18 protein-coding genes are annotated in these 20,466 nt (G+C 62.6%); 11 read left to right on the top strand and 7 right to left on the bottom strand.

What is annotated here, in order from left to right:
• Positions 1–61 precede the first annotated feature (61 nt).
• Positions 62–1,627: a S8 family peptidase gene (locus O9Z63_RS06540; RefSeq protein WP_270128510.1), complete on the top strand. Its 1,566-nt coding sequence runs from the start codon at positions 62–64 to the stop codon at positions 1,625–1,627.
• A gap of 78 nt (positions 1,628–1,705) precedes the next feature.
• Here the strand turns inward: O9Z63_RS06540 and O9Z63_RS06535 are convergent, their stop codons facing one another.
• Complete coding sequence (locus tag O9Z63_RS06535; protein WP_270128509.1) at positions 1,706–3,505, bottom strand: M61 family metallopeptidase; 1,800 nt, start codon at positions 3,503–3,505, stop codon at positions 1,706–1,708.
• Positions 3,506–3,643: 138 nt separating this feature from the next.
• Between O9Z63_RS06535 and O9Z63_RS06530 the strand changes: the two genes are divergently transcribed.
• The 4 genes from O9Z63_RS06530 (at position 3,644) to O9Z63_RS06515 (ending at position 6,753) form a co-directional block, all read left to right on the top strand.
• Complete coding sequence (locus tag O9Z63_RS06530) at positions 3,644–4,189, top strand: C40 family peptidase (protein ID WP_270128508.1); 546 nt, start codon at positions 3,644–3,646, stop codon at positions 4,187–4,189.
• Between the two features lie 765 nt (positions 4,190–4,954).
• The gene (locus tag O9Z63_RS06525) at positions 4,955–5,395 is read left to right on the top strand and encodes a DUF2147 domain-containing protein (RefSeq protein WP_270128507.1); all 441 of its coding nucleotides are present in this window, start codon (positions 4,955–4,957) and stop codon (positions 5,393–5,395) included.
• A 134-nt stretch (positions 5,396–5,529) separates the two neighbouring features.
• Positions 5,530–5,964: a DUF2147 domain-containing protein gene (locus O9Z63_RS06520; RefSeq protein ID WP_270128506.1), complete on the top strand. Its 435-nt coding sequence runs from the start codon at positions 5,530–5,532 to the stop codon at positions 5,962–5,964.
• Positions 5,965–6,120: 156 nt separating this feature from the next.
• Positions 6,121–6,753, top strand: a complete 633-nt coding sequence (locus tag O9Z63_RS06515; protein WP_270128505.1) for a hypothetical protein — start codon at positions 6,121–6,123, stop codon at positions 6,751–6,753.
• Positions 6,754–6,837: 84 nt separating this feature from the next.
• Here O9Z63_RS06515 and O9Z63_RS06510 read toward each other — a convergent pair whose 3' ends face one another.
• The gene (locus O9Z63_RS06510; RefSeq protein WP_270128504.1) at positions 6,838–8,841 is read right to left on the bottom strand and encodes a M1 family aminopeptidase; all 2,004 of its coding nucleotides are present in this window, start codon (positions 8,839–8,841) and stop codon (positions 6,838–6,840) included.
• A gap of 150 nt (positions 8,842–8,991) precedes the next feature.
• Between O9Z63_RS06510 and O9Z63_RS06505 the strand changes: the two genes are divergently transcribed.
• Positions 8,992–11,259 (top strand): T9SS type B sorting domain-containing protein, encoded by a 2,268-nt coding sequence (locus O9Z63_RS06505; RefSeq protein ID WP_270128503.1) that lies wholly within the window; start codon positions 8,992–8,994, stop codon positions 11,257–11,259.
• Between the two features lie 212 nt (positions 11,260–11,471).
• Here the strand turns inward: O9Z63_RS06505 and O9Z63_RS06500 are convergent, their stop codons facing one another.
• The 3 genes from O9Z63_RS06500 to O9Z63_RS06490 all read right to left on the bottom strand — a co-directional run bounded on the left by O9Z63_RS06500 (position 11,472) and on the right by O9Z63_RS06490 (position 12,932).
• On the bottom strand, positions 11,472–12,116 hold the full coding sequence (locus O9Z63_RS06500) for a cytochrome c oxidase subunit 3 (protein ID WP_270128502.1): 645 nt from the start codon (positions 12,114–12,116) through the stop codon (positions 11,472–11,474).
• 239 nt (positions 12,117–12,355) lie between these two features.
• Positions 12,356–12,694, bottom strand: coding sequence for a hypothetical protein (locus O9Z63_RS06495; protein WP_270128501.1), 339 nt, complete (start codon positions 12,692–12,694; stop codon positions 12,356–12,358).
• On the bottom strand, positions 12,687–12,932 hold the full coding sequence (locus O9Z63_RS06490) for a hypothetical protein (RefSeq protein ID WP_270128500.1): 246 nt from the start codon (positions 12,930–12,932) through the stop codon (positions 12,687–12,689). The genes O9Z63_RS06495 and O9Z63_RS06490 overlap by 8 nt, the downstream gene beginning before the upstream one ends.
• A 224-nt stretch (positions 12,933–13,156) precedes the next feature.
• On the opposite strand from O9Z63_RS06490, the gene O9Z63_RS06485 reads away from it, so the two are divergent.
• From O9Z63_RS06485 to O9Z63_RS06470, 4 genes are all read left to right on the top strand, one after another.
• On the top strand, positions 13,157–13,975 hold the full coding sequence (locus O9Z63_RS06485; protein ID WP_270128499.1) for a TapB family protein: 819 nt from the start codon (positions 13,157–13,159) through the stop codon (positions 13,973–13,975).
• A gap of 34 nt (positions 13,976–14,009) precedes the next feature.
• Positions 14,010–14,528, top strand: a complete 519-nt coding sequence (locus O9Z63_RS06480) for a DUF4920 domain-containing protein (RefSeq protein ID WP_270128498.1) — start codon at positions 14,010–14,012, stop codon at positions 14,526–14,528.
• A gap of 184 nt (positions 14,529–14,712) precedes the next feature.
• A complete protein-coding gene (gene ligA, locus O9Z63_RS06475; RefSeq protein WP_270128497.1) occupies positions 14,713–16,851 on the top strand; it encodes an NAD-dependent DNA ligase LigA in 2,139 nt (712 codons plus the stop codon).
• Positions 16,852–17,011: 160 nt separating this feature from the next.
• Positions 17,012–17,401 (top strand): rhodanese-like domain-containing protein, encoded by a 390-nt coding sequence (locus O9Z63_RS06470; RefSeq protein ID WP_270128496.1) that lies wholly within the window; start codon positions 17,012–17,014, stop codon positions 17,399–17,401.
• A 135-nt stretch (positions 17,402–17,536) separates the two neighbouring features.
• Here O9Z63_RS06470 and O9Z63_RS06465 read toward each other — a convergent pair whose 3' ends face one another.
• A complete protein-coding gene (locus tag O9Z63_RS06465) occupies positions 17,537–18,460 on the bottom strand; it encodes a polysaccharide deacetylase family protein (RefSeq protein ID WP_270128495.1) in 924 nt (307 codons plus the stop codon).
• A gap of 124 nt (positions 18,461–18,584) precedes the next feature.
• Here O9Z63_RS06465 and dapA point away from each other — a divergent pair, with 124 nt between their 5' ends.
• Positions 18,585–19,451 (top strand): 4-hydroxy-tetrahydrodipicolinate synthase, encoded by an 867-nt coding sequence (gene dapA / locus O9Z63_RS06460; RefSeq protein WP_270128494.1) that lies wholly within the window; start codon positions 18,585–18,587, stop codon positions 19,449–19,451.
• Positions 19,452–19,669: 218 nt separating this feature from the next.
• On the opposite strand, the gene O9Z63_RS06455 is transcribed toward dapA, so the two are convergent.
• Entirely contained in the window at positions 19,670–20,437 is a 768-nt protein-coding gene (locus O9Z63_RS06455; RefSeq protein WP_270128493.1) for a hypothetical protein, read from the bottom strand.
• Positions 20,438–20,466 lie beyond the last annotated feature (29 nt).

The raw sequence follows: 20,466 nt of genomic DNA, 5'->3' as shown, positions 1-20,466 counted from the left end.
CGCAGATTTTCCTTCTCTTCAGGACTCGCTCTTTTTCCACAACCCAAACTCCCACAAGCGTATGCGTACTTCTACCCTGTCCGGCGCGGTGCTGGCGGCTTTGCTGCTGGCGGCCTGCCAGCGCCAGCCCGACGAACAACCCACTCCCCAGCTGGAAGCCGAGCCCACCGAGGCCCTCACCACCCAGCAGCTCGACGACCAGATCATGGCGCGGCTGCGCGAAACCGGCAAGTTCGACTGGAACCAGGCCAGCGCCCACACTGTGTGGAGCGCCCTGCGCCGCTCCGACTATGTGCTGTCGGTGGGCTACCGGCCGGCGCGCTTCTCCGGTCAGCTGCCCGCCGATGCGGCCGGCAACCCGGCCTGGCAGCAGGCCCGCGCCCAGGTGCTGGCCCTCATTCTGGCCGAAGAGCAGAAAACCCACCCCGGCCTAACAGCCGCCGACCTGGTGGCCTACGATGAAAGCATATTGCCCGTGCTGGACGTGACCGTGCGGGAGCTGAGCACCATCAAAGCATTGCGGGCATCCGGGCTGGTGCGCTACGCCGAGCCCATGGGCTACGAGCCCAACCGCCCCGAGGCCAACCGGGGCGAGTCGGTACTGAGCAGCAGCGGCTGCGGCAGCAACACGGCCACCGCCGGCCTCGTAGCCGGCTCCGACTACACGGTGCTCAGCAACGGCAGCAAGTCGTCGTGGAACCAGGCCGACCAGTACCACGGCGTGCGCACGGCCTGGAACCAGAGCACCGGCCGGGGCGTGAAGGTGGTCATCATCGACTCGGGCTGCTCGGATGCGCAGGAAAACCTTGGCTCAGCCTTCAACCAGGGCCTCAGCTCAGGCCGCACCATTGAGCGCCTCGTGACCATGCCCCGCAACACCATTTTCGGCATCCCGTACGGCGACGCCGAAACGCCCAACGACGGCTGCGGCCACGGCACCAGCATGGCCGGCGCCTGCGCCGCCCCCCGCGGCACCGACGGCGCCGCCGTGGGCATGGCCTACAACGCCAGCCTGATTACGGTCCGCGCCGCCGAAGACGTGTTCCTGGACGCCAGCCGCGAAGTGAAAGGTGTTTCTGACGCCTTTATTCTGGCCGGCAACCGCGCCGACGTGCGCATCATCAGCATGAGCATGGGCCGCCTGACCAGCTCCTCGCAGATGGCCGACGCCATCCGCTACGCCTACGACCGTGGCAAGCTGATCTTCTGCGCCGCCGGCACGTCCTTCGACTGGAGCGCGGGGCTGGTAGGCGTCATTTACCCGGCCTCGCTGCCCGAAGCCGTGGCCGTAACGGGCGTAAAAGACAACCTCACCACCCGCTGCGACGAGTGCCACGTGGGCTCCGACGTGGAGTTTACGGTAGTGATGCAGCGCACCAGCGTCGACCGGCGGCCGCTCACGCTGGCCATGTCCGGCGATGCGCCCAGCACCGTAGGCGGCTCCAGCGTGGCTACTAGCAGCATGGCCGGCCTCACGGCCCTGGTGTGGGCCCGCTACCCCACCGAAACCCGCGCCCAGATCATGAGCCGGCTGGTGGCAGCCAGCTCCAACCGCAGCGCCCGCAGCAGCAGCTTCGGCTGGGGCCGCGTGAACGTGGCTACCGCCATTGGGGCACAGCCGCTGTAGAGTAATCTTGCCTGGGCATTAAAAAAGCCTCTTCCGGAATTCCGGAAGAGGCTTTTTTAGTTGATGGCTGGCTGGCGCTTATTTCACCGCCAGCCACTTAGCCAGTACGGTTTTCTGCTCGGCGGTGGGGTTTTCCATCCGCTCGATGCGGTAGCGCTGCGTGGTGCTGGCCAGCAGCGGGAAGCGCAGCTCCTGCAGCTGCCCGTCGCGCGACACCAGCATCTTCACTTCCGAGCCCACGGCGCGGCTGCTGAGCTGCTGGGTGGGGTCGGCGGTGAGGCGGGCGCCATCGAGGGCCAGGATTTCGTCATTCACGTTCAGGCCACCCTGCCAGGCGCTACCGTCGCGGGTGGTGCTGGTCACGGTGTATTTGCCGTTGGCGCCGCTGATGGTAGCACCCAGCGCTGGTTCGGCCGGAGCCGGGGACACGGTCAGCTTCAGGCCAGCATAGCCAAGGGCGGTGGCGTAGGGCAGCGTTTCGGTGCCGTACACGTAGCGGCGGAAGAAGTCGTCGAAGCGGCGGCCGGCTACTTTGGCCACGGCGGCCTGGTATTCCTCGTCGGTGAAGCCGCGCTTCTTCTGCACGTAATATTCATCGTAGAGGTAGCGCATCACGTCGTCGAGGTGCTTCTGGCCCTTGGTTTCGTTGATGATCATCAGATCCAGCACGGCCCCGATCAGCTCGCCCTTGTCGTAATAGCTGATGCCGGTGTTGCTGGAATTTTCGTTGGGCCGGTAGCCCTTGATCCAGGCGTCGAAGCTGCTTTCGGCGGCCGACTGCTGCTTGTTGCCGGGCGTGTTTTCCACGCGGGTGATGCCGTTGCTGGTGCTGGCCAGGTAGTCATCCACGCTCACAAAGCCGGCGCGCTGCACAATCAGGTCGCCGAAGTAGCTGGTGCCGCCTTCGCTCACCCACAGCATGTGCGTGTAGTTTTCGTTGTCGTAGTCAAACGGGCCGAGGGCCACGGGGCGGATGCGCTTCACGTTCCAGAGGTGAAAGTACTCGTGCGCCACCAGCCCCAGGAAGCCCTTGTAGCCGGCATCGGAAGCATAGGCGTTGCGCGACACCGACAGCGTGGTGGAATACAGGTGCTCCAGGCCGCCCGTGCCCCGGTCGATGTTGTGCACGATGAATACGTAACGGTCCAGCGGGTTTTTGCCCACCACGCGGTGCGCTTCCTCGCACACCTTTTTCATGTCGGCCAGCAGCTTGGCTTCGTCCATTTTCGCGGCGCCGAACAGGGCCACCGTGTGCGGCGTGCCGTTGGCCTCGAAGCTCAGCACCTTCTGGTTGCCGATTTCAATAGGCGAATCGGCTAGCTCGTCGTAGCTCTCCGAGCGGAAGGTGTTGGGGGCGCCGGCCGGCTTGAGGCTGGTCGAAACCTGGGCCCAGCCGGTGGCGGGCTTCACTTCCAGCGTGCTGGGCAGCTGCTTGGCCTCGGCGGGGTACATAAACACGCTGGTGCCGTTCACGTAGCCGTGGGCCGCGTCGAGGAAGCTGGTGCGCACGCTCAGCTCGTAGGCGTACACCTTATAGCGCACCGTGAAGCTGCTGGCCTTGGGGTGAAATACGCGCCAGGTGTTTTTTGTGATTTTCTCGGTGCGCAGCGTTTCGCTGCCGGCCTGGGCCGTGAAGCCTTCCACATGGCGGGCAAACTCGCGCACCAGATACGAGCCGGGTGCCCACACCGGCATTTTCAGGTCGGTATAGGGCTTGCCGAAGCCGCTGAGGCTGGTTTCGACCTCGAAATAATGGGTTTGGGGCGCCGGCATGGCCAGCGTGTAGCGCAGCACGGGAGCCGCCATAGCCGGGCCAAACTGGCTCAGCAGCAGCCCCAGCACCAGCGCCAGCAGCACTCGGGTACGAGAATGGGTCATGAAAAGGAAGTGAGTGAGAGGTTATCGTTGGGGCAAAGAACGGCGAAAAACGGGCAGGGCTGCAAGCCGCAGGGTGCCGCCGCGGAAACTACCGGCCTGGCTCCACCGTTAGCGAAGCCTTCACCCCTGCTATTTGGTATGCGCTACGTCTGGATTTGCTTTCTTGTGCTGGCAGCCCTGTTGGTTGGTTACTTTGCCGGAACTTCGCGCCCGGCCTCAGCTCCCGGCCCCAGCCAACAATCGAACCTGCCGACGCACCAAGTGGCGCTGGTCACCGGCACCCGCCCCACGCCCGACAGCGTCGTGGCCTTTGCCATGCGCCAGCTGGGCACCAACTACTGCTACGCCGGCAGCACCCCCGCCACCGGCTTCGACTGCTCAGGCTTCGTGCAGTATGTGTTTCAGGAGTTTCGGGTGGCCATGCCGCACTCCACGGCCCTGCTGATTGCGGTAGGCAGGCCCGTGACCCGGGAGCAGGCCCGCCGCGGCGACATTGTGGTGTTTACGGGTACGGCGCCTGGTGCTGCCACGCCCGGGCACGCCGGGATTGTGGTTTCGGAGCCGGGCCAGCCGCTGAAGTTCATTCACTCCTCGTCGGCACGCCGCGAGTCAGGCGTCAAAATCAGCCAGGTGGAAGGCACCGACTATGAGCGGCGCTTCATGCAGGTGCGACGGGTGCTGTAGAGCAACTGAGTAGTGGAGTAACTGAGTAACTGCTGTTAGGCAACGGTAGTAGCGCGAACTTTGCAGTTCGCGTCCCTGCGCCACTGAAACCATCATACTGCGAAACAGCAGTGAGTAATCGTTCTGTTGTATCGAACATAGATACTCAGTTGCTCCGCTACTCAGCTACTCCGTAAAAAAACGATGCCCGGCCGCCTATGCAGTCCTCAATTGAGAGGCTGCTGGGCGGACCGGGCATCTAATCCTTCAAATCTTACCAAGCGACGAGTCTGGGGTACAGCCCCGCCATCTGTTGTGTAAGACCTTGCCAGAATGCGGGAAAAAGCCAAATGGGGCGTTTTTCCGCGCGAAAGCTGTTGTTAAGCGCGTTCGGCGGTGAGGCGAACTACATTCGACAGGCTTGGCAGGATTTGTTTGGGACTACTAGACATTTTGTACCTCCTTTCTTTACGTTCGACATAACCCCGGCCGCGCCTCCCAGCACCTTAGGGCTGCTTGGGCGGGGCTGTAGCACTCACTACGATAGGTAAAGTTATAAGCCTGCCGGATGGTTCAAAATAAAAACCCCTTTTTTTAGGGCCCCACCGGGGTTTCGGGGCCAGCGCCCTGATGATCAGCCGCTTTCTTTTGCATAGCCTATCCGCTAAAAGCCTGGCCTCAAACTTGCCATCCACCAGATCAACATTTTCGTAATGGCCGGATGCTGCCATGTAGGAGTTTTCTCCTATCTTTTCCCACCCTTACCCCAATTCCTCATTTTACACCATGAAAAAATTCCTGTTCCTTTCTCTCGCCTTCCTGTTCGGGGCCATCGGCCTGGCTTCGGCGCAAACCCTGTCTCCGCTGGGCACATGGACCAATTCGGAGAAGAAAGCCACGTTCGAAATCTATAAGTGCGGTGATAAGCTCTGCGGCAAGATCGTGACGCTGACCGTACCAAACGACCCCGCCACCGGCAAGCCCAAAACCGACTCGCAGAATCCCAACCCCAAGCTGCGCACCCGCCCACGCTTGGGCATGGTGTTTATGCAGGGCTTTGAGTATGATGACGACAACAAGTGGGACGATGGCAAAATCTACGACCCCGAAAGCGGCAAAACGTACTCCTGCTACATGAAGATGCTCAACGCCAATTCCATGGAAGTGAAAGGCTACATCGGCTTCTCCATGATTGGCAAGTCGCAGACCTGGACCCGCGTGAAATAGGCCTGTCTGCCATTGATTGCGTATACTTGACGACGCTTCCGCACTGCGGAGGCGTCGTTTTTTTGTGGTCTGCGCCTGCTGCCCAACTCCGGCAGCGGGCAAAGTATCCTGTTTCCTTAACGGTTCTTTCGCGCTTGAAATACCTGCTGCTGAGTTTACTGATAGGCCTGCTGGCACAGCTGCCGGCCGCGGCGCAAACGCCCCCGCTGGGCGTGTGGGCCGACGATACCGGCGATTCGCATATTGAGCTGTACCGCTGTGGCGAGCAGTTGTGCGGCCGTATTGTATGGTTGCGCACCCCCACCGATGCCAACGGCAAGCCCCGCTTAGATGAGCACCACCCTACTCCCGAACGGCGCACCCAGCCCCTGCTGAACCTGACGGTGCTGCAGAACCTGCGCTACAACGCCGAAACCGACCGGTGGGAGGATGGCGAAATCTACGACCCCGACAACGGCCGCACCTACTCCTGCTACGTGGCCGCGGCCGGCAAAGACCGGCTGGAGGTGAAGGGCTACATCGGGTTTTCGCTGATTGGCAAGGCCCATTACTGGCAGCGGGTGAAGTAGCGGCAGCGCGGACCGGCAGTCTGAAGGGTGGGCTCCTGGCGGGGTTTGCCCTTTATTTTTTGGACTGAAATTCGCTTTTCATTGACCGCTAAAGCACCTCGCCCTTTAAAACCATTTGCGGCGGCGGGTGTTCTTCCCTCATACACCTCTACCGTTTTGCTCGACTTTCTCAAACAGTTGTTTTCGCCGGATGCCGCCCCCAAAACCACGGATTGGCAACCCTTGCACCGCACGCCGGCGCAGGAGCGCACCCGTGCCCGCTGGCTGGAACAGCAGGTGTATTTGAACTGGGCGGGTCCGTATTTCAAAGCCTACCACTTCAGCAAGGCCGGCATCACGGGGCAGCAGTTTCGGGTGCAGCTGCTGGAAGAAGCCGGTCGGCAGGGAGCAGTGCTCCTGTACGACCCCAGCATGGGCCCCGGCAACTTCCGCCACTTCTTCGACCTGCTGCGCGACCGGGTGCAGGCGCTGGGCTACAACATCTCGGCCGCCGACCAGCGCACACTGCACCACGAGCGGTACTCGGAAACCGTGGAAAAGTACTTCCTGAAGCCGCTGCCCAACGACTGCACCGCCACCGGCCGCTGCAACCAGCGCTACGGTAACGTCACGGTGGATCTGGTGCGCGTAAACGACCAGCCAGGGTTTATCCGCTTCGTCAGCAACCCCTATCAGGACACCATTTTCACGCCGGCCCACAGCTTTGATGAGCTGATGGCGGCCGTGCTGGACATGCCGCCCGCGCCGCCCGAGGTGCAGGCCTTGGTAAAAGACTACTGGAAGGACTAAAATTGCTTTTCCGACGCTATTCACACAAAAAAGCGGCTCACCTGATCAAGTGAGCCGCTTTTTTGTTTCAGCAACCAGCTGCTGCTACTCGCGCACGAAGCGGGCCACGGATACGTTGCCGGCGCTTGAGGTGAGGCGCAGATGATAGAGCCCGGCTGCCAGCGTGCGGGTATCCAGCTGAGCGTGCTGCGGGTCTACGGTCTGGCGCAGGAGCACGCGGCCGGTAGCATCCGTCACTTCGGCGGTGGCGCGGGTCGTCAGGTCGGGCAGGCGCAACGTTTCGCGGCAGGGGTTGGGGTACACACTCAGGCGGGCGGCGCGGGCGGCGGCCGTAGCCAGCACCAGCGTATTGTCGCGCACGGTGGTGCCCTGGCCTTTCAGCAGCCAGCCTTCCACGTCAACATCTACAGAGGACACCACCTTGCTGACCGGCACGGAAAACGACGATACAGGCTGCCCCTGGCGCAAGCGGGACACCTGCTCGGTGCCATCGGAGAATCGAATGGTGTAATTCACCTCGGTATCGAAAAACGGCGTTGCCGAGGCCATCGAAACGTTTTCGGTGGTGCTCAGGTAGAGGCTTTGGCCCACTTGGTTCCAGCGCACATTGAAGCTAGGGTAGCCCTGGCCGGCATACCACTGGTCGAAGAAATACTGCAGCGGCCGGCCGGCTTCGGCCTCAAAGATGCGCTGCAAATCGATGGTGCGGGCCGTACTGCCGCTGTAGGTGCTCTGGTAGGTGCGCAGGGCCCGGAAAAACTTCACATCATCGTTGAGCAGATAGCGCAACATATGAATCACGGCGCCGCCCTTCTTGTAGCTCAGGCGCGAGCTGAAAATGCGGCCTACGTTGGTGGTATCGGCTACTTTGATGCTGCCGCCAGGCTGCTGCCGGGCCGTAGCCTGCGCGCTGTTCATCCAGCTGCGGGCATTGGCTTCGGTGGAAAACCGCTGCAGCGATAGGTACTCGCCGTAGGACGCAAAGCCCTCGTTCAGCCAGATATCCTCCCACGAGGCGCAGGTTACGTTGTCGCCGAACCACTGGTGGAACAGCTCGTGGGCCGTCAGGGTGAAGCTGAAGCCGTCCTGGGTGGTCATGGTCTGGTGCTCCATACCGCCGCCGATGGGTGCCATGCTGTGGCCGTACTTCTCGCTGGCAAACGGATAGAGGCCTACCAGACTGGAGAAGTTTTCGACGAAGCCCGGCGTACGGTCTATTTCGGCGCGGAAGACATTGAGGGCCGCTTGGTTGTAGACGTAGTTGACGATAGGAATGCGCGGACCGCCTACGGGGTTGGCGTAGTTCACGTACTCCAGATAGGGCGCCACGGCTACCGACACGAGGTAGTAGGCAATGGGCTTAGAGCGGTGCTTCCACTCGTAGCGACTCTTGCCGGTGGGCAGCGCCGTTACGCGCTCCAGCACGCCGTTGGAGCCCACTTTGTTGATGTTGCTGGTGGTCACCCATACATCCAGCGAGTCAGCCTTGTCGGTCAGGACCTGCTTGCAGGGCCACCACTCGTGGGCCGAAAACGGCTCCGAGAGGCTCCAGGTCACGTTGACGCCGTAAGTGCTTTGCAGCTGCGTGTTCAGGGCGTTGCCGATGGCGGCGCTGTTGCCGTTGGGCGCCGTGCCGCGGTAGTATACCAGCGTATTGAAGAGCGTATTGCCAGGCACCACCTGCGGCAGGGCCACGGTCACGTCGGAGGCGGCCCGGCGGATGCCGCTGGCCCGGCGCCCATTCACCACCACCGAGTCGATGGTGAAGGTCGGATACAACTCAAACGCCACCGAGTCGAGGGGCTGGGCGAGGGTACGGGCCAGCATGCGCACGTTGCCGCCTACGTTGCGCGAGTTGTTTTCCAGCGCAATGTCGAGCTTGTAATACTTCACATCGTAGCGGTCCATCTTGCGGCGGTGCGTTACGGTGGTGGCGGGGCCGCGCAAGGCCGTGCGGGTGTGGGCCTGGCTGCACAGCAGGGCGGCATCGTCGGGGGCCAGCCGGGTGGCTTCCGGGGATTGGGCCTGCGCCCGCAGGCCCGGAGCCAGCAGGAGCAGCCCCGTCAGGAAAGAGTAAAATCGCAGCATGAAAGGCTAAATGAGTGAAAGAGTGGCAAGTGAAGAATATGGCACCCAAGATACAGAGCCTGTTGCAGACAACGGCCACCAGCGGAACTCAGGTTCCGGCAGGGTATCGTATATTCGATGACTAGTCGCGCTATCCATCGCCCTTGTATTATGCCTACACTTCTACTTACCCGGCGCCGCACGGCCGGCCCGTTCCGGGGGCTGCTGCTGGCCCTTCTGCTGCTGCTGGTGCTGCCAGTCCGGGCCACGCACATTGTGGGCGGCGAAATGGACCTGCAATACCTGCAGAATGCCACCTACCAGCTCACGCTCAACCTGTACTTTGACGCCATCAACGGCAGCTCCGGCGCTCTTGACAACGACCTGACGGTTAGTATTTTTGAGAAGGGCACCGACCGCCGCATGCAGAACCTGACGCTGCCGCTGGGCGCCAACACGCTGGTAAACTACACCAGCCCGGCCTGCGCGCTGCCCACTTCGCTCGTGACGCGCAAACTTGTGTACTCGGGCCGGCTGGAGCTGCCGGCCAACGTGTACACCAACCCGGCCGGCTACTACGCGGCCGTGGAGCGCTGCTGCCGCAACAGCGGCATCCGCAACATCCAGGACCCAGCCGACGCCGGCCAGACCTTCTACCTGGAGTTTCCGCCGGTGGTGCGTAACGGTCAGCCCTTCCGCGACTCCACGCCCCGCATCTTCCCGCCCCTCGGCGACTATGCTTGCCTGGGGGAACTGTTTTACTACGACTTCGGGGGGCAGGATGCCGATGGCGACTCGCTGGTGTATGAGCTGGCCACGCCGCTCAACGGGCACTCCACCCCCGGCCTGCCCAAGCCGCCCGTAGCCGACCCGCAGCCCTACCAGCCGGTGCGCTGGAGTGCCGGCCTGAGCACGCTCAACCAGATTCCCGGCGCTCCTACCCTGACCATCAACCGCCAGACCGGCCGCCTGCAGGTGCGCCCCACCGATGAGGGCCTGTTTGTGTTCGGCATCCGCTGCGCAGAATACCGGCGGGGTATGAAGATTGGCGAAGCGCGGCGCGACTTCCAGCTCAAAGTCATCCGGTGCGCCCAGAATGCCGCGCCCACCATGCGCGTGACGCTGCCCAGCGGCGCGGGCACCTTCCGGCCCGGCCGCGACACGCTGCGCCTGCGCCCGGGGTTCAGCCGCTGCCTTACACTTAAGGTTTCCGACCCCGATTCGCCCTCGCGCCTTACCATGTCGCTGCGGCCCGTGAACTTCACGGCCGGTCAGCTGCCCACCATCAGCACCACCCAGGGCACGGTGCGCAGCCCCGGCGCGCCCGACACGCTGGTGTCGCAGCTGTGCTTTCCGGCCTGCTTCAACACGCGCGGCCGGGTATATCTGCTGGATTTGATTGTGGCCGACAACGGCTGCAGCCTGCCCAAGCGCGACACCGTGCGGCTGGCCTTCACGGCCGTGCCGGACCCCAACAGCCCGCCCACCATCAGCAGCACAGCGGCGCTGCCCCTGCGCGCCCGCATCGGCGACCTGATAACCTTCGACGTAACGGGCCTCGATGCCGATAACGACCCGATGACGCTGAGCATGGCCGGCCGTGGCTTCTCGCCCGCCGACCTGGGCATCACCTTCGTGCAGCAGGCCAGCGGCAACCAGCTGCAGGGCCGCTTCACGTGGCGCGTCGACTGCCGGGCCGCGGCCCGCACTTCCTACGAGTTCGACTTTACGGCCAGCGCCGGCCCCTGCTCCGAGCCCACGGCCGTCGGCCTGCGCATTCCCATTCAGATCGACTACTCCAACACGCCGCCGGTGCTGGTTTCCAGTTTGCCCGCGCCCAGCACTACCGGCCCGATTGATGCGCCGGTACGGGTGCGGCGCCTGATCGGGAATGCCTATGAGGCCACCTTCACCGGCACCGACGCCGATACCGATCCGCTGGTGCTGTCGGCTACCGGCAACGGGTTCGACCTGGCGGCGGCGGGCATGAGCTTCCGGCCGCAGAACGGCAACGGCCGTGCCACCGCCACCTTCCGCTGGGACCCCAACTGCACCGGCCTCAAGCTGCCCGACGGGGCGCTGGAAGTGACATTCCGGCTGCAGGAAACAACCTGCCGCCCCGAGCCCCGCTCCCGCGTGGTGCGCTTCGAGCTGATCAATCCCGACACCGTGGCCTTCACGCCGCCCAACATCTTCACGCCCAATAACGATCCCAACCGCCTCAACGAGTACTTCCAGCTGGAAAACCTGCCGCCCGACTTCTGCGACTCCCGCTTCGCCGATATCAAGATTTTCTCGCGCTGGGGCAACCTAGTCTACCGCAGCACCGACCGCAACTTTCGCTGGGACGGCAGCCAGCTGGCGCCCGGCACCTACTTCTACCTCATCGAATTCACCGACGGCCGCAAGTTCAAAGGCCCCGTCACGCTGGCGCGGTAAGTGTTTTTTCAGGTGATGAGGTGAATGGTGATGAGGTGACAGGTGACAGGTCACAGGCCACAGGTAATAAAGTAAAGAGGGTATGAGGTAACTGGGATGGTGCACGCACATCTATTACTTCATACCCTCCTTTGCTTATGACCTGTCACGATTCACTTCATCACTATTCACTTCATCACCCCATCACCATTCACCCCATCACCCGAAAACACTTAATACATAAACACGAACACCACGAACAGCAGTACCCAGAGTGCGTCGATGAAGTGCCAGTAGATGCCCAGCATCCGGAGCTGCAGGCGGCGGTAGGGGTTGCGGATGAACACCAGGCTGCGCACGGCGTCGCGGGAGGCGTGCAGGGTGCGCAGCAGCAGGGCCAGCAGAAACAGCATGCCGCCCAGCAGGTGCAGCACGTGCAGCGCCGAAATCAGGTAGACGTAGGTGCCGCTGGCTTTGCCCTCGAAAAACACGCCCTGCAGCATCAGCTCGCGCCAGCCCAGCACCTGCAGGCCCGCGAAGATGCTGCCCAGCAGCAGCGTGGCCCCGAGGCAGCGCGCCAGCCCGTTCACATCGTCGGCGCGGTAGAGGCGTGGGGCCTGTGCCACCACGTAGCTGCTAAGCAGCAGCACGATGGTGCTGATGGAAAAGAATTTGGGGAACTGCTGAATTCCGGCCGGCAGCTGGGTGGCCGAGCGGGTGCTGATGTAGGCCACTGTCAGGAACAGAAATAGCACGCCTATGCCCACCAAACCCAGGTACAGCATCATCTGCAGCGGCGGCACCCGCTCCATGCGTTGGAAGGAGGTGGCCGGCTGGTTGGCGCCCACCTTGTCTTTGCGTTCTTTGTCGGAGTTCATGCGCGGCAGCGGAAGTGGCAATGGTTGTAGGGCAAACCATTCCAACCGCCTTTAGTTCCGGTATAATGGCGCTGCCCAGGCTTTCAGCCTTCTTCCAAGATACGTAAAACCCCCACTCTCCGACAAGCAGGATTCGGGGTATTTTAGGGCTCAGGGCCTAGCACTTAGGGCTTGGGGCTTAGGTAGTTCATTTAGCTAGACGACCCAAGCCCTATGCCCTAAGTGCTATGCCCTGAGCCCTAACTTTTAAAGAATGACCCGATTTTGCCCAGCACGGCGTTGAGCGTGATTTTGGGGCTGCGGCCTGTGCCGAACGTGACGTAGGTTTTGCCCGCTACCCGCAGATCCAGCACCAGGCCCAGGCGCAGGGCCAGGTCGTTGAGCTGCTGCAGCGGGTCGGCGGCGTTTTTGGGCTTGGGCGGCGCGTTGGGGTCTTTGGGCGGGCCGCTGGTGAGCTTGTCGAGCACCCGTTGGCTGGGCACGTTGATAATCAGGTAGGTGCCCGAAGCCGCTACCTGCACGTCGTAGCCATCCAGCGAAATCACCAGCTGCGCCTCTATTTCGAGGCCGCTAGCCAACGGACGGGGGCGTAGCAGGTGGCAGGGCGGCCTCGGCCGGCTTTTCGCCGCGCGTGCGGATGCGCAACGAGCCATTGAGGCGCCAGGTGGCAGCCGGCGCGGCGGGGTTCTGGGGGTTGGGCACCTGCAGCTCCATCTGGTCGAAGGCCAGGGCCAGCTCTACGCCGCCCGAGATTTTGGACAGCAGCGAAGCGGCCGTATCGGCCCAGGAAGCGGGTTGTTGCGAAGAATCGGGCATGAGAAAGGGTGGTTAGGGGAAGTAGCGGCGCACACAGGCCAGCCTTGCCGGAAAACGGCGCGGCGGCCCGCAAGTTACATGCCCCTGCCGGATTCGGGGCAATGGCGGAGCAGACAGGCAAACACTCTGGCCGCACTTTTGCGTAGGCAGCATGGGCCCTGGCAATCAAAATATGCCGGATTGCGTATGTTGGCCCGTTCCATCCTTTGTTGTTCTGCTGGCTTATGCCCCTCTCCTTTTTCCGTTCGCTGTTGCTGCTGCCCGCGCTGGCCGCTGCCGCCTCTTCCGTTTCCGCCCAGGCTCCCGACGCCCCCGCCCCCAGCCCCGGCCAGCCATTCGGCCTTGCCGATAACATGGAGCTCGTGTACCGCGTCCTCGATGCCGGGGGCAAGCCGGTGGGCGAAGTGCGCCAGCGGGTGGTGGATCTGAAAACCGGGGAGCGGGAGGAAGGCAAAAAAAGCAAGGTCGCCGAGAACACCATGCTGCTCAAAAGCGGCCACTACGCCCGCAAAAACACCCTAGACCATATCCAGGACCTCACCTTCCGCGCCCGCCGCGACACCAGCTTCACCGACGGCATGGGCGAAATCAACAACGACGCCCTGCGCTCCTTCCGCGACCGGAAGCTCGCCTACGAAGCCACGCCGCTGGCATGGCCCAACCAGCCCACCGTAGGCACGGAGTTGCCGGCCGGCGGCGTCAGCATCAAAATCAGCAGTTCGGTGGTGAGCATTGCCACCGTCAGCACTACGCTGCAAAAGCGGCGCGTAGTGAGCGGGCCCATGGCCCTCACCACGCCGGCCGGCACGTTTCAGGTCTACAAGGTGGAGGCCGAGCGCGAGGAAGCCACCATTCCGCGCCCCGATATGGCCATGCGCAGCAGCACCAAGCAGATTGATTTCTACGCCCCCGGCGTTGGCATCGTGCGCACCGAGCGCTACACCAAAACCGGCAAGCTCAGCGAAGTGCGCGAGCTGACCTCGCGCACGGCCGCTTCCACCCAGACTTACGACAAGGTGAAGGTCAAGATAAAAAAGTCGTAATTTCCGGGCCGAGACCTTATCCTCGCCCATCCCCATGACCATCAAGCAATTCAGTTTGGCCGCCTCCCTCCTGGCGCTGGCCGCCTGCCAGACCAATCCCACCACCGAAACGGCCGCTACCACCGCCGCCCCGGCTACTACGGTGGCCCTCACCGGCAAAACCTACGGCGCGGCCGTCACGGCCGAAGGCGCCAAGCCGCTTTCGGAACTGAAGCAGGTGCTGGGCACCCAGGACTCGGCCCAGGTGAAGCTGATTGGCAAGGCCGACGCCGTGTGCCAGGCCAAGGGCTGCTGGCTGACCATGAAAACGCCCGAAGGCCAGGAAATGCGGGTGCGGTTCAAGGATTACGCCTTCTTCGTGCCTAAAGACATCAGCGGCAAAACGGTGGTGATAAACGGCTGGGCGCACCGCGAGGTAGTACCCGTGTCGGACCTGCAGCACTATGCCAAGGATGCTGGCAAGTCCGAAAAGGAAGTAGCCGCCATTACCACGCCCGAGGAGCAGCTCAACTTCGAGGCCGACGGCGTGCTGGTAGCCGACAAAACGCTGTAGCATAGGTTTGCGGCTGGGCCGCGCAGCCGACTGTTTTCAGGTACTAGAAAGCCCGTCTGATTGATTTCAGGCGGGCTTTTTCTGTTCCAAATACCCATAAAGCCGTAGCTTGCACCATGGCCGGCAGCTCTACTTTTTCGAGTGGGCGCTGGCCCAGGCGGAAGCCCTTGCTACCTACTTCTCTATGTCCACCACCGACCTCCAGGCCCGCATCACGGCCCTCACCGAGCGCCTGCACCACCTCAACTACCAGTACTACCAGCGCGACATCAGCGAGATTCCCGACCAGGAGTTCGACCAGCTGCTGGCAGAGCTGGCCGCCCTGGAAAAACAGCACCCCGAACTGGCCCACCCCAACTCGCCCACCCAGCGCGTGGGCGGCACCATCACCAAGCAGTTCCCGACGGCCGTGCACCGCTACCCCATGCTCAGCCTCGGCAACACCTACTCCGAAGCCGACCTGCGCGAGTTCGACGAGCGGGTGCAAAAGGGTTTGGAAGGTGCGGAATACGCCTACGTCTGCGAGCTGAAGTTCGACGGCGTGGCCATGAGCCTCACTTACGAAAACGGCCAGCTCACGCAGGGCGTCACGCGCGGCGACGGCACCCGCGGCGACGTGGTGACCAGCAACGTGCGTACCATCAAGAACCTGCCGCTGCACCTGCGCACCGCCGGCCCAACTCAGCCGCCGGAGTTTGAGGTACGCGGCGAAATCTTCATGCCCCAGCCGGTTTTCGCGGAGCTGAACGCTGAGCGCGAGGAAAACGGCGAGGCCCTGCTGGCCAACCCGCGCAACGCCGCCAGCGGCGCCCTCAAGCTCCAGGATTCGGCGCTGGTGGCCGCCCGGCGGCTGCGCTTCTACGCCTACTCCTTCCTGATGCCGGGCCGCAGCAGCTTCCCCACGCACAGCGCCTCGCTGGAGGCGCTGAGTGCCTGGGGCTTGCCCGTATCGGACACTTGGCGGCGGTGCAACTCCCTGGCCGAGGTACTGGATTTTGTGCACGAGTGGGACAAAAAGCGCTTCACGCTGCCCGTCGCCACCGACGGCATCGTTATCAAGATTGACGATTTCCGGCAGCAGGAGCTGCTGGGCTACACGGCCAAAAGCCCCCGCTGGGCCATTGCCTACAAGTATCCGGCGGAAGCCGGCCGCACCCGCCTGCGCGACGTGCAGTACCAGGTGGGCCGCACCGGCGCCGTCACGCCCGTGGCCCTGCTCGACCCCGTGCCGCTGGCCGGCACCGTGGTGAAGCGCGCCTCCATGCACAACGCCAACCAGATTGCCGCCCTTGATATCCGCCTCAACGACATGGTGTTTGTGGAGAAAGGCGGCGAAATCATCCCCAAAATCACCGGCGTGGACCTCACCGCCCGCCCCGCCGACAGCCAGCCCATCGTGTACCCCACGACGTGCCCAGCCTGCAACACGCCCCTGATCCGGCCCGAGGGCGAGGCCCACTTCCGCTGCCCCAACGACCGGGGCTGCCCGCCCCAGCGCAAGGCCAAGCTGGAGCATTACGTATCGCGCAAGGCCCTGAACATCGACGGGCTGGGCGCAGAAACTGTGGGCCGCTTCTTCGATTTGGGCCTTGTGACGGACGCGGCCAGCCTCTACGACCTGCCCGCCAAAGCCGCAGAGCTGGCCCAGCTCGACCGGATGGGCGAGAAGTCGGTGCAGCGGCTGCTGGCAGGCCTGGAGCAAAGCAAGCTGGTGCCGTTTGATCAGGTGCTGTTCGGGCTGGGCATCCGGTACGTGGGCGAAACCGTGGCCGAGAAGCTAGCCAACCACTACCGCACCATGGAGGCCCTGATGGCCGCAACGGCCACCGAGCTGGCCGCCGTGCCGGAAGTGGGCGGCGTCATTGCCGAGTCGGCGGCGGCGTGGTTTCAGGAGCCGCAGAACCAAGAGCTGGTGGCGCGGCTGCGGGCGGCAGGCGTGCAGCTGGAGCTAACCGGCGAAGCACCGCAAGCCATGAGCAACCGCCTCGAAGGCCTCACCTTTGTGCTATCGGGCGTGTTTGAGCTGCATTCACGCGACGAGCTGCAGGCCCTGATTGAGGCACACGGCGGCAAAATCACGGGCAGCATCAGCAAGAAGCTCAGCTACCTGGTGGCCGGCGACAAGATGGGCCCGGCCAAGCGCGAAAAAGCCACCGGCTTCAAAGTGCCCATCATCAGCGAAGCCGAACTGCTGGCCATGCTGCCCGCCGGCCTGGAAGCCACTTCAAATCCCGCGGAAACAGCCGCTACAGAAGATTCTGCTCCGTCAGCGTCAAACCCAGCGCCGACCCAGGGCACTGGAACCCAGACTTCGCTGTTCTAGCGTAACCGTGTCGGCTGTAAGCCAGAAACCCGTCATGCAGAGCGAAGCATCTTGTGTGTTGAAGTTGCAACAGTATATATGCATCAACACGCGAGATGCTTCGCTCTGCATGACAGGCTGGATCACCGGCCTGCTCTCTCACAAAATCATTTCCCTGCTTATGCGTCGTTTCCTTTCCACCCTGGCCCTGGCCAGCATGCTCACGGGCAGCGCGGCGCTGGCCCAGGCGCCCACGCCGCCCCCACCCGACGTAGCACCGGCCAAGGCCACCAAGCTCATCCGGCGCCATAAAGTGGTGGTGCTGGACGTGCGTACGCCGGCCGAATTCGCCACCGGCCACGTCGTGGGGGCCCGCAATGTGGATTTCAAAGCCGCCGACTTCGCCCAACAGGTCAGCCAGCTCGACAGCACTCAAACCTACCTCCTGTACTGCGCCAGTGGCAACCGCAGCAGCAAAGCCGCCACGCTCATGCGCCAGCAGGGCCTGCGCAAAGTGGTAAACGGCGGTTCTTTGCCCAACCTCAAGCAAGCCGGCGCCAAAACCGAGTAGCCTCCGGGCTCAAAAACTCGACAACGCAAAACGCCCCGCCTGCGCAAGCAGACGGGGCGTTTTCATGAAAGCATCAGGAAGCGAACCAGCTACAAAATCCGTGCAATTAGCTAAAACCCGTGCTAATCCGTGATCCTAGAAGCTCTGCACGATGCTGTTGTGCAGGGTGCGGGCGCTCCAGTAGCCGCTGGCGATGATGCGGCGGATGGTGAACAACGGGTCTTGCGGGTCGCGCTTTTCGGCCAGCACGAAGGCGGCCACCATGCCGCGCTTCTTCAGTTCCGGAATGGCTTCGGGATTCCAGAGGCCGAAAGGATAGGCGAAGTATTTGATGTCTTTGCCGGTGATTTCCTCCAGCGTTTTGGTGGGCTTCTCGATCTGCGTCACCCAGTCCTCGCCCTGGTACTTCTTCACGTTGTGGTGGTCCCAGGTGTGTGAGCCGATGACGTTGCCCTCATCCGAAAGCTGCTTCACCTGCGCCTTGCTCATGTACTTGGGCCGGCCCAGGCTCACGGTCATGATGAAGTACACGGCCTTGAAGTTGTGCTTGTCCAGCTCGGGTTTGGCCACCGTGAACTGGTCGAGGTCGGTGTCGTCGAAGGTGAGCATGATGGGCTTGCTCGGGAGCTTGGCGCCGGTGGTCAGGTAGGCGTAGAGCTGGTCGGGCAGAATGGTGTGGTAGCCGGAGTCGGCCAGCATCTGGATCTGCTTTTTGAAGGCATCGACGGGCACGATGTAGTCTTTGGCGCCTTTCGAGTCCTTGGCGCGCCAGTCGCGGATCTGGTGGTAGCACAGGATGGGCACCTGCGGCCGGGCCGTGATGGTAGCGGCATCGGCGATGCTGCCGGCCGGAATGGTGCTGGGGTCCGGAGCGGCGGTGGTATCGGCTTTAGCAGCAGAGTCTTCGGCGGCCGCGGTGGCGGCGGTGCCGCTCATGGCGGTGCTGGCAGGGGTGCTGGTTTCGGCGGTGGCGGCCGTTTTGGCGTCGTTGCAGGAAGGCAGCGTGAGGGCCGAGGCCAGGGCGGCTGCGGTCAGCAGCACGGAGGGGGTAAGCTTCATGGAAAGGGGAAAGCGGCCGGTGAGCCGGCAAATGCTGTATTTTTGTGGAAAGAAGGTCCAGCAGAACATCGGCGTACCTTCGCCCCCGACCTCCTACCCTACAAAGCAACAGCTAATTCCTCGCATGGACAAGCTTCACGGCACCGGCGTCGCCCTCGTCACGCCCTTTACTTCTGATACGCACGCCGTGGACTACCCGGCCTTGCGCCGCCTCCTCGATTTCGTCATTGACGGCGGCGTGGAGTACCTCGTCATCAACGGCACCACGGCCGAGTCGCCCACTATTTCCGCCGACGAAAAGGCGGAAATCCTGCGCGTGGCCCGGGAGCATACCGCCGGCCGCGTACCGCTGGTGTACGGCATCGGCGGCAACGACACGGCCGCCACGGAGGCCCTGCTGCGCTCCACCGACCTGACCGGCGTTTCGGCCATCCTGTCGGCCTCGCCCTACTACAACAAGCCTAGCCAGCGCGGCATCATCGCGCACTACGAGCGGCTGGCCGACGCCTCGCCCCTGCCCATCATCCTCTACAACGTGCCCGGCCGCACCGCCTCCAACCTCACGGCAGCCACCACACTGCACCTGGCCCAGCACCCCAACATCATCGGCATCAAGGAAGCCAGCGGCAACCTGGAGCAGTGCATTGCCATTGCCGCCACCAAGCCCGCCGACTTCCTGCTGATTTCCGGCGACGACATGATGACGACTTCGCTCATCAGCTTCGGAGCCGTGGGCATCATCTCGGTGCTGGCCAACGCCTTCCCGCGCCGCTTCTCCGACATGACCCGCGCCGCCCTGGCCGGCGACTTCCCGAAGGCCAGCCAGCTGCTGTTCGGCTTCACCGACCTGAACCCGCTGATGTATGAGGAAAGCAACCCCGTAGGCGTAAAAGCCGCCCTGGCCGCGCAGGGCCTCTGCTCCGGCGCCGTGCGCCTGCCGCTGCTGGAGGCTTCAAAGGGCCTGCTGGAGCGGGTGAAGCAGCTGATGTAGGGACATGCTCACTAATCGATAGCAAGCCCCGGAGGGGCAGCATCTTGGTTGGTGAGCATGTCCCTTGAAAGATCAAAGCCCCAGCGGGGCGGCACCTTGCTTACGTGGCTAAGTTGTCGCCCCGCTGGGGCTTTTGGTTTGCAGACAATGCCAAATGCTACCGATATGCCGCCCCGCTGGGGCTCAACCTGGATGGTCGTTGGTATACTAGGCAACCGTTAGTTGCTGACCCCACTATGCTTCGGCCCAAAATATTCACCTCCATCAAACTTACTTTCCACACCTGCTGACAGCAATCTGATTTTCAATATTTTGCTGTCAATTGTTTGGTAGTCCAACTCTACAAACCCGTAGCGCGGATGAAACAACAGGTTTAGCGTGGAGCTGCCTTGGGAGCAGCGGGATACGGCCGCCACCCGTTGGCACGCCAGGCGGCCTAAAGGAGTCGTTACCACCTGTTCGCCTATTGCCCGATAATGGCTTTTCACAAGCATATCACCTTTCCAAACACCCCAAGCTGGGTTCGCCCATTGCTCCCCTACGGCTAGTTCCCAATCCCACTCCTGCCCTTTCACAAATGGCAGCTTCACTTCTGGAAACGGACTAACTCTCAGAATAACATATCTGTCGAAACGGGGCGGATGTATCCAGACGCCCACAGTGTTTTCCCTCACTCCGCTCCATTCAGTACTGGCCGTCTTGTTGGCCATTCTACTGCCCCACCCAATTTTCGTTTGCGTCGAGTCGCTTTCCCAAACAGCGCCAGTAGAGGTCAGCGCAATAGTGTCCGTGGCCTTAAGCTGCCGTTGGTCGTCGTAGCAACTCACCGCATAGATAAACTCCTTGTTCTTGGTGAAGATTTTTTCCGACCTGGCCGATTCAGGCTTACTTCCCGCGGTAAGTGACTCCAACGTATCAGCCTGAGTTCCGCAGGAAGCAGTTCCAAGTAGAACAATTACCATAAAACTCCGCAAGGTCTGCTTCATATAGTCACCCAAATCCGCGAAATTCCTGC

Source organism: Hymenobacter yonginensis (assembly GCF_027625995.1).
In the GTDB taxonomy this organism is placed as follows: domain Bacteria; phylum Bacteroidota; class Bacteroidia; order Cytophagales; family Hymenobacteraceae; genus Hymenobacter; species Hymenobacter yonginensis.
The sequence above is the reverse complement of the archived record's forward strand: the minus strand, read 5'-3'. Positions and strand labels throughout refer to the sequence as shown.

Bases quoted from the DNA above. Each gene is read 5' to 3' on its own strand.
- O9Z63_RS06540 (WP_270128510.1), top strand. From the start codon at position 62: ATGCGTACTTCTACCCTGTCCGGCGCGGTGCTGGCGGCTTTGCTGCTG.
- O9Z63_RS06535 (WP_270128509.1), bottom strand. From the start codon at position 3,505: ATGACCCATTCTCGTACCCGAGTGCTGCTGGCGCTGGTGCTGGGGCTG.
- O9Z63_RS06530 (WP_270128508.1), top strand. From the start codon at position 3,644: ATGCGCTACGTCTGGATTTGCTTTCTTGTGCTGGCAGCCCTGTTGGTT.
- O9Z63_RS06525 (WP_270128507.1), top strand. From the start codon at position 4,955: ATGAAAAAATTCCTGTTCCTTTCTCTCGCCTTCCTGTTCGGGGCCATC.
- O9Z63_RS06510 (WP_270128504.1), bottom strand. From the start codon at position 8,841: ATGCTGCGATTTTACTCTTTCCTGACGGGGCTGCTCCTGCTGGCTCCG.
- O9Z63_RS06505 (WP_270128503.1), top strand. From the start codon at position 8,992: ATGCCTACACTTCTACTTACCCGGCGCCGCACGGCCGGCCCGTTCCGG.
- O9Z63_RS06500 (WP_270128502.1), bottom strand. From the start codon at position 12,116: ATGAACTCCGACAAAGAACGCAAAGACAAGGTGGGCGCCAACCAGCCG.
- O9Z63_RS06490 (WP_270128500.1), bottom strand. From the start codon at position 12,932: ATGCCCGATTCTTCGCAACAACCCGCTTCCTGGGCCGATACGGCCGCT.
- O9Z63_RS06485 (WP_270128499.1), top strand. From the start codon at position 13,157: ATGCCCCTCTCCTTTTTCCGTTCGCTGTTGCTGCTGCCCGCGCTGGCC.
- O9Z63_RS06480 (WP_270128498.1), top strand. From the start codon at position 14,010: ATGACCATCAAGCAATTCAGTTTGGCCGCCTCCCTCCTGGCGCTGGCC.
- ligA (WP_270128497.1), top strand. From the start codon at position 14,713: ATGTCCACCACCGACCTCCAGGCCCGCATCACGGCCCTCACCGAGCGC.
- O9Z63_RS06470 (WP_270128496.1), top strand. From the start codon at position 17,012: ATGCGTCGTTTCCTTTCCACCCTGGCCCTGGCCAGCATGCTCACGGGC.
- O9Z63_RS06465 (WP_270128495.1), bottom strand. From the start codon at position 18,460: ATGAAGCTTACCCCCTCCGTGCTGCTGACCGCAGCCGCCCTGGCCTCG.
- dapA (WP_270128494.1), top strand. From the start codon at position 18,585: ATGGACAAGCTTCACGGCACCGGCGTCGCCCTCGTCACGCCCTTTACT.
- O9Z63_RS06455 (WP_270128493.1), bottom strand. From the start codon at position 20,437: ATGAAGCAGACCTTGCGGAGTTTTATGGTAATTGTTCTACTTGGAACT.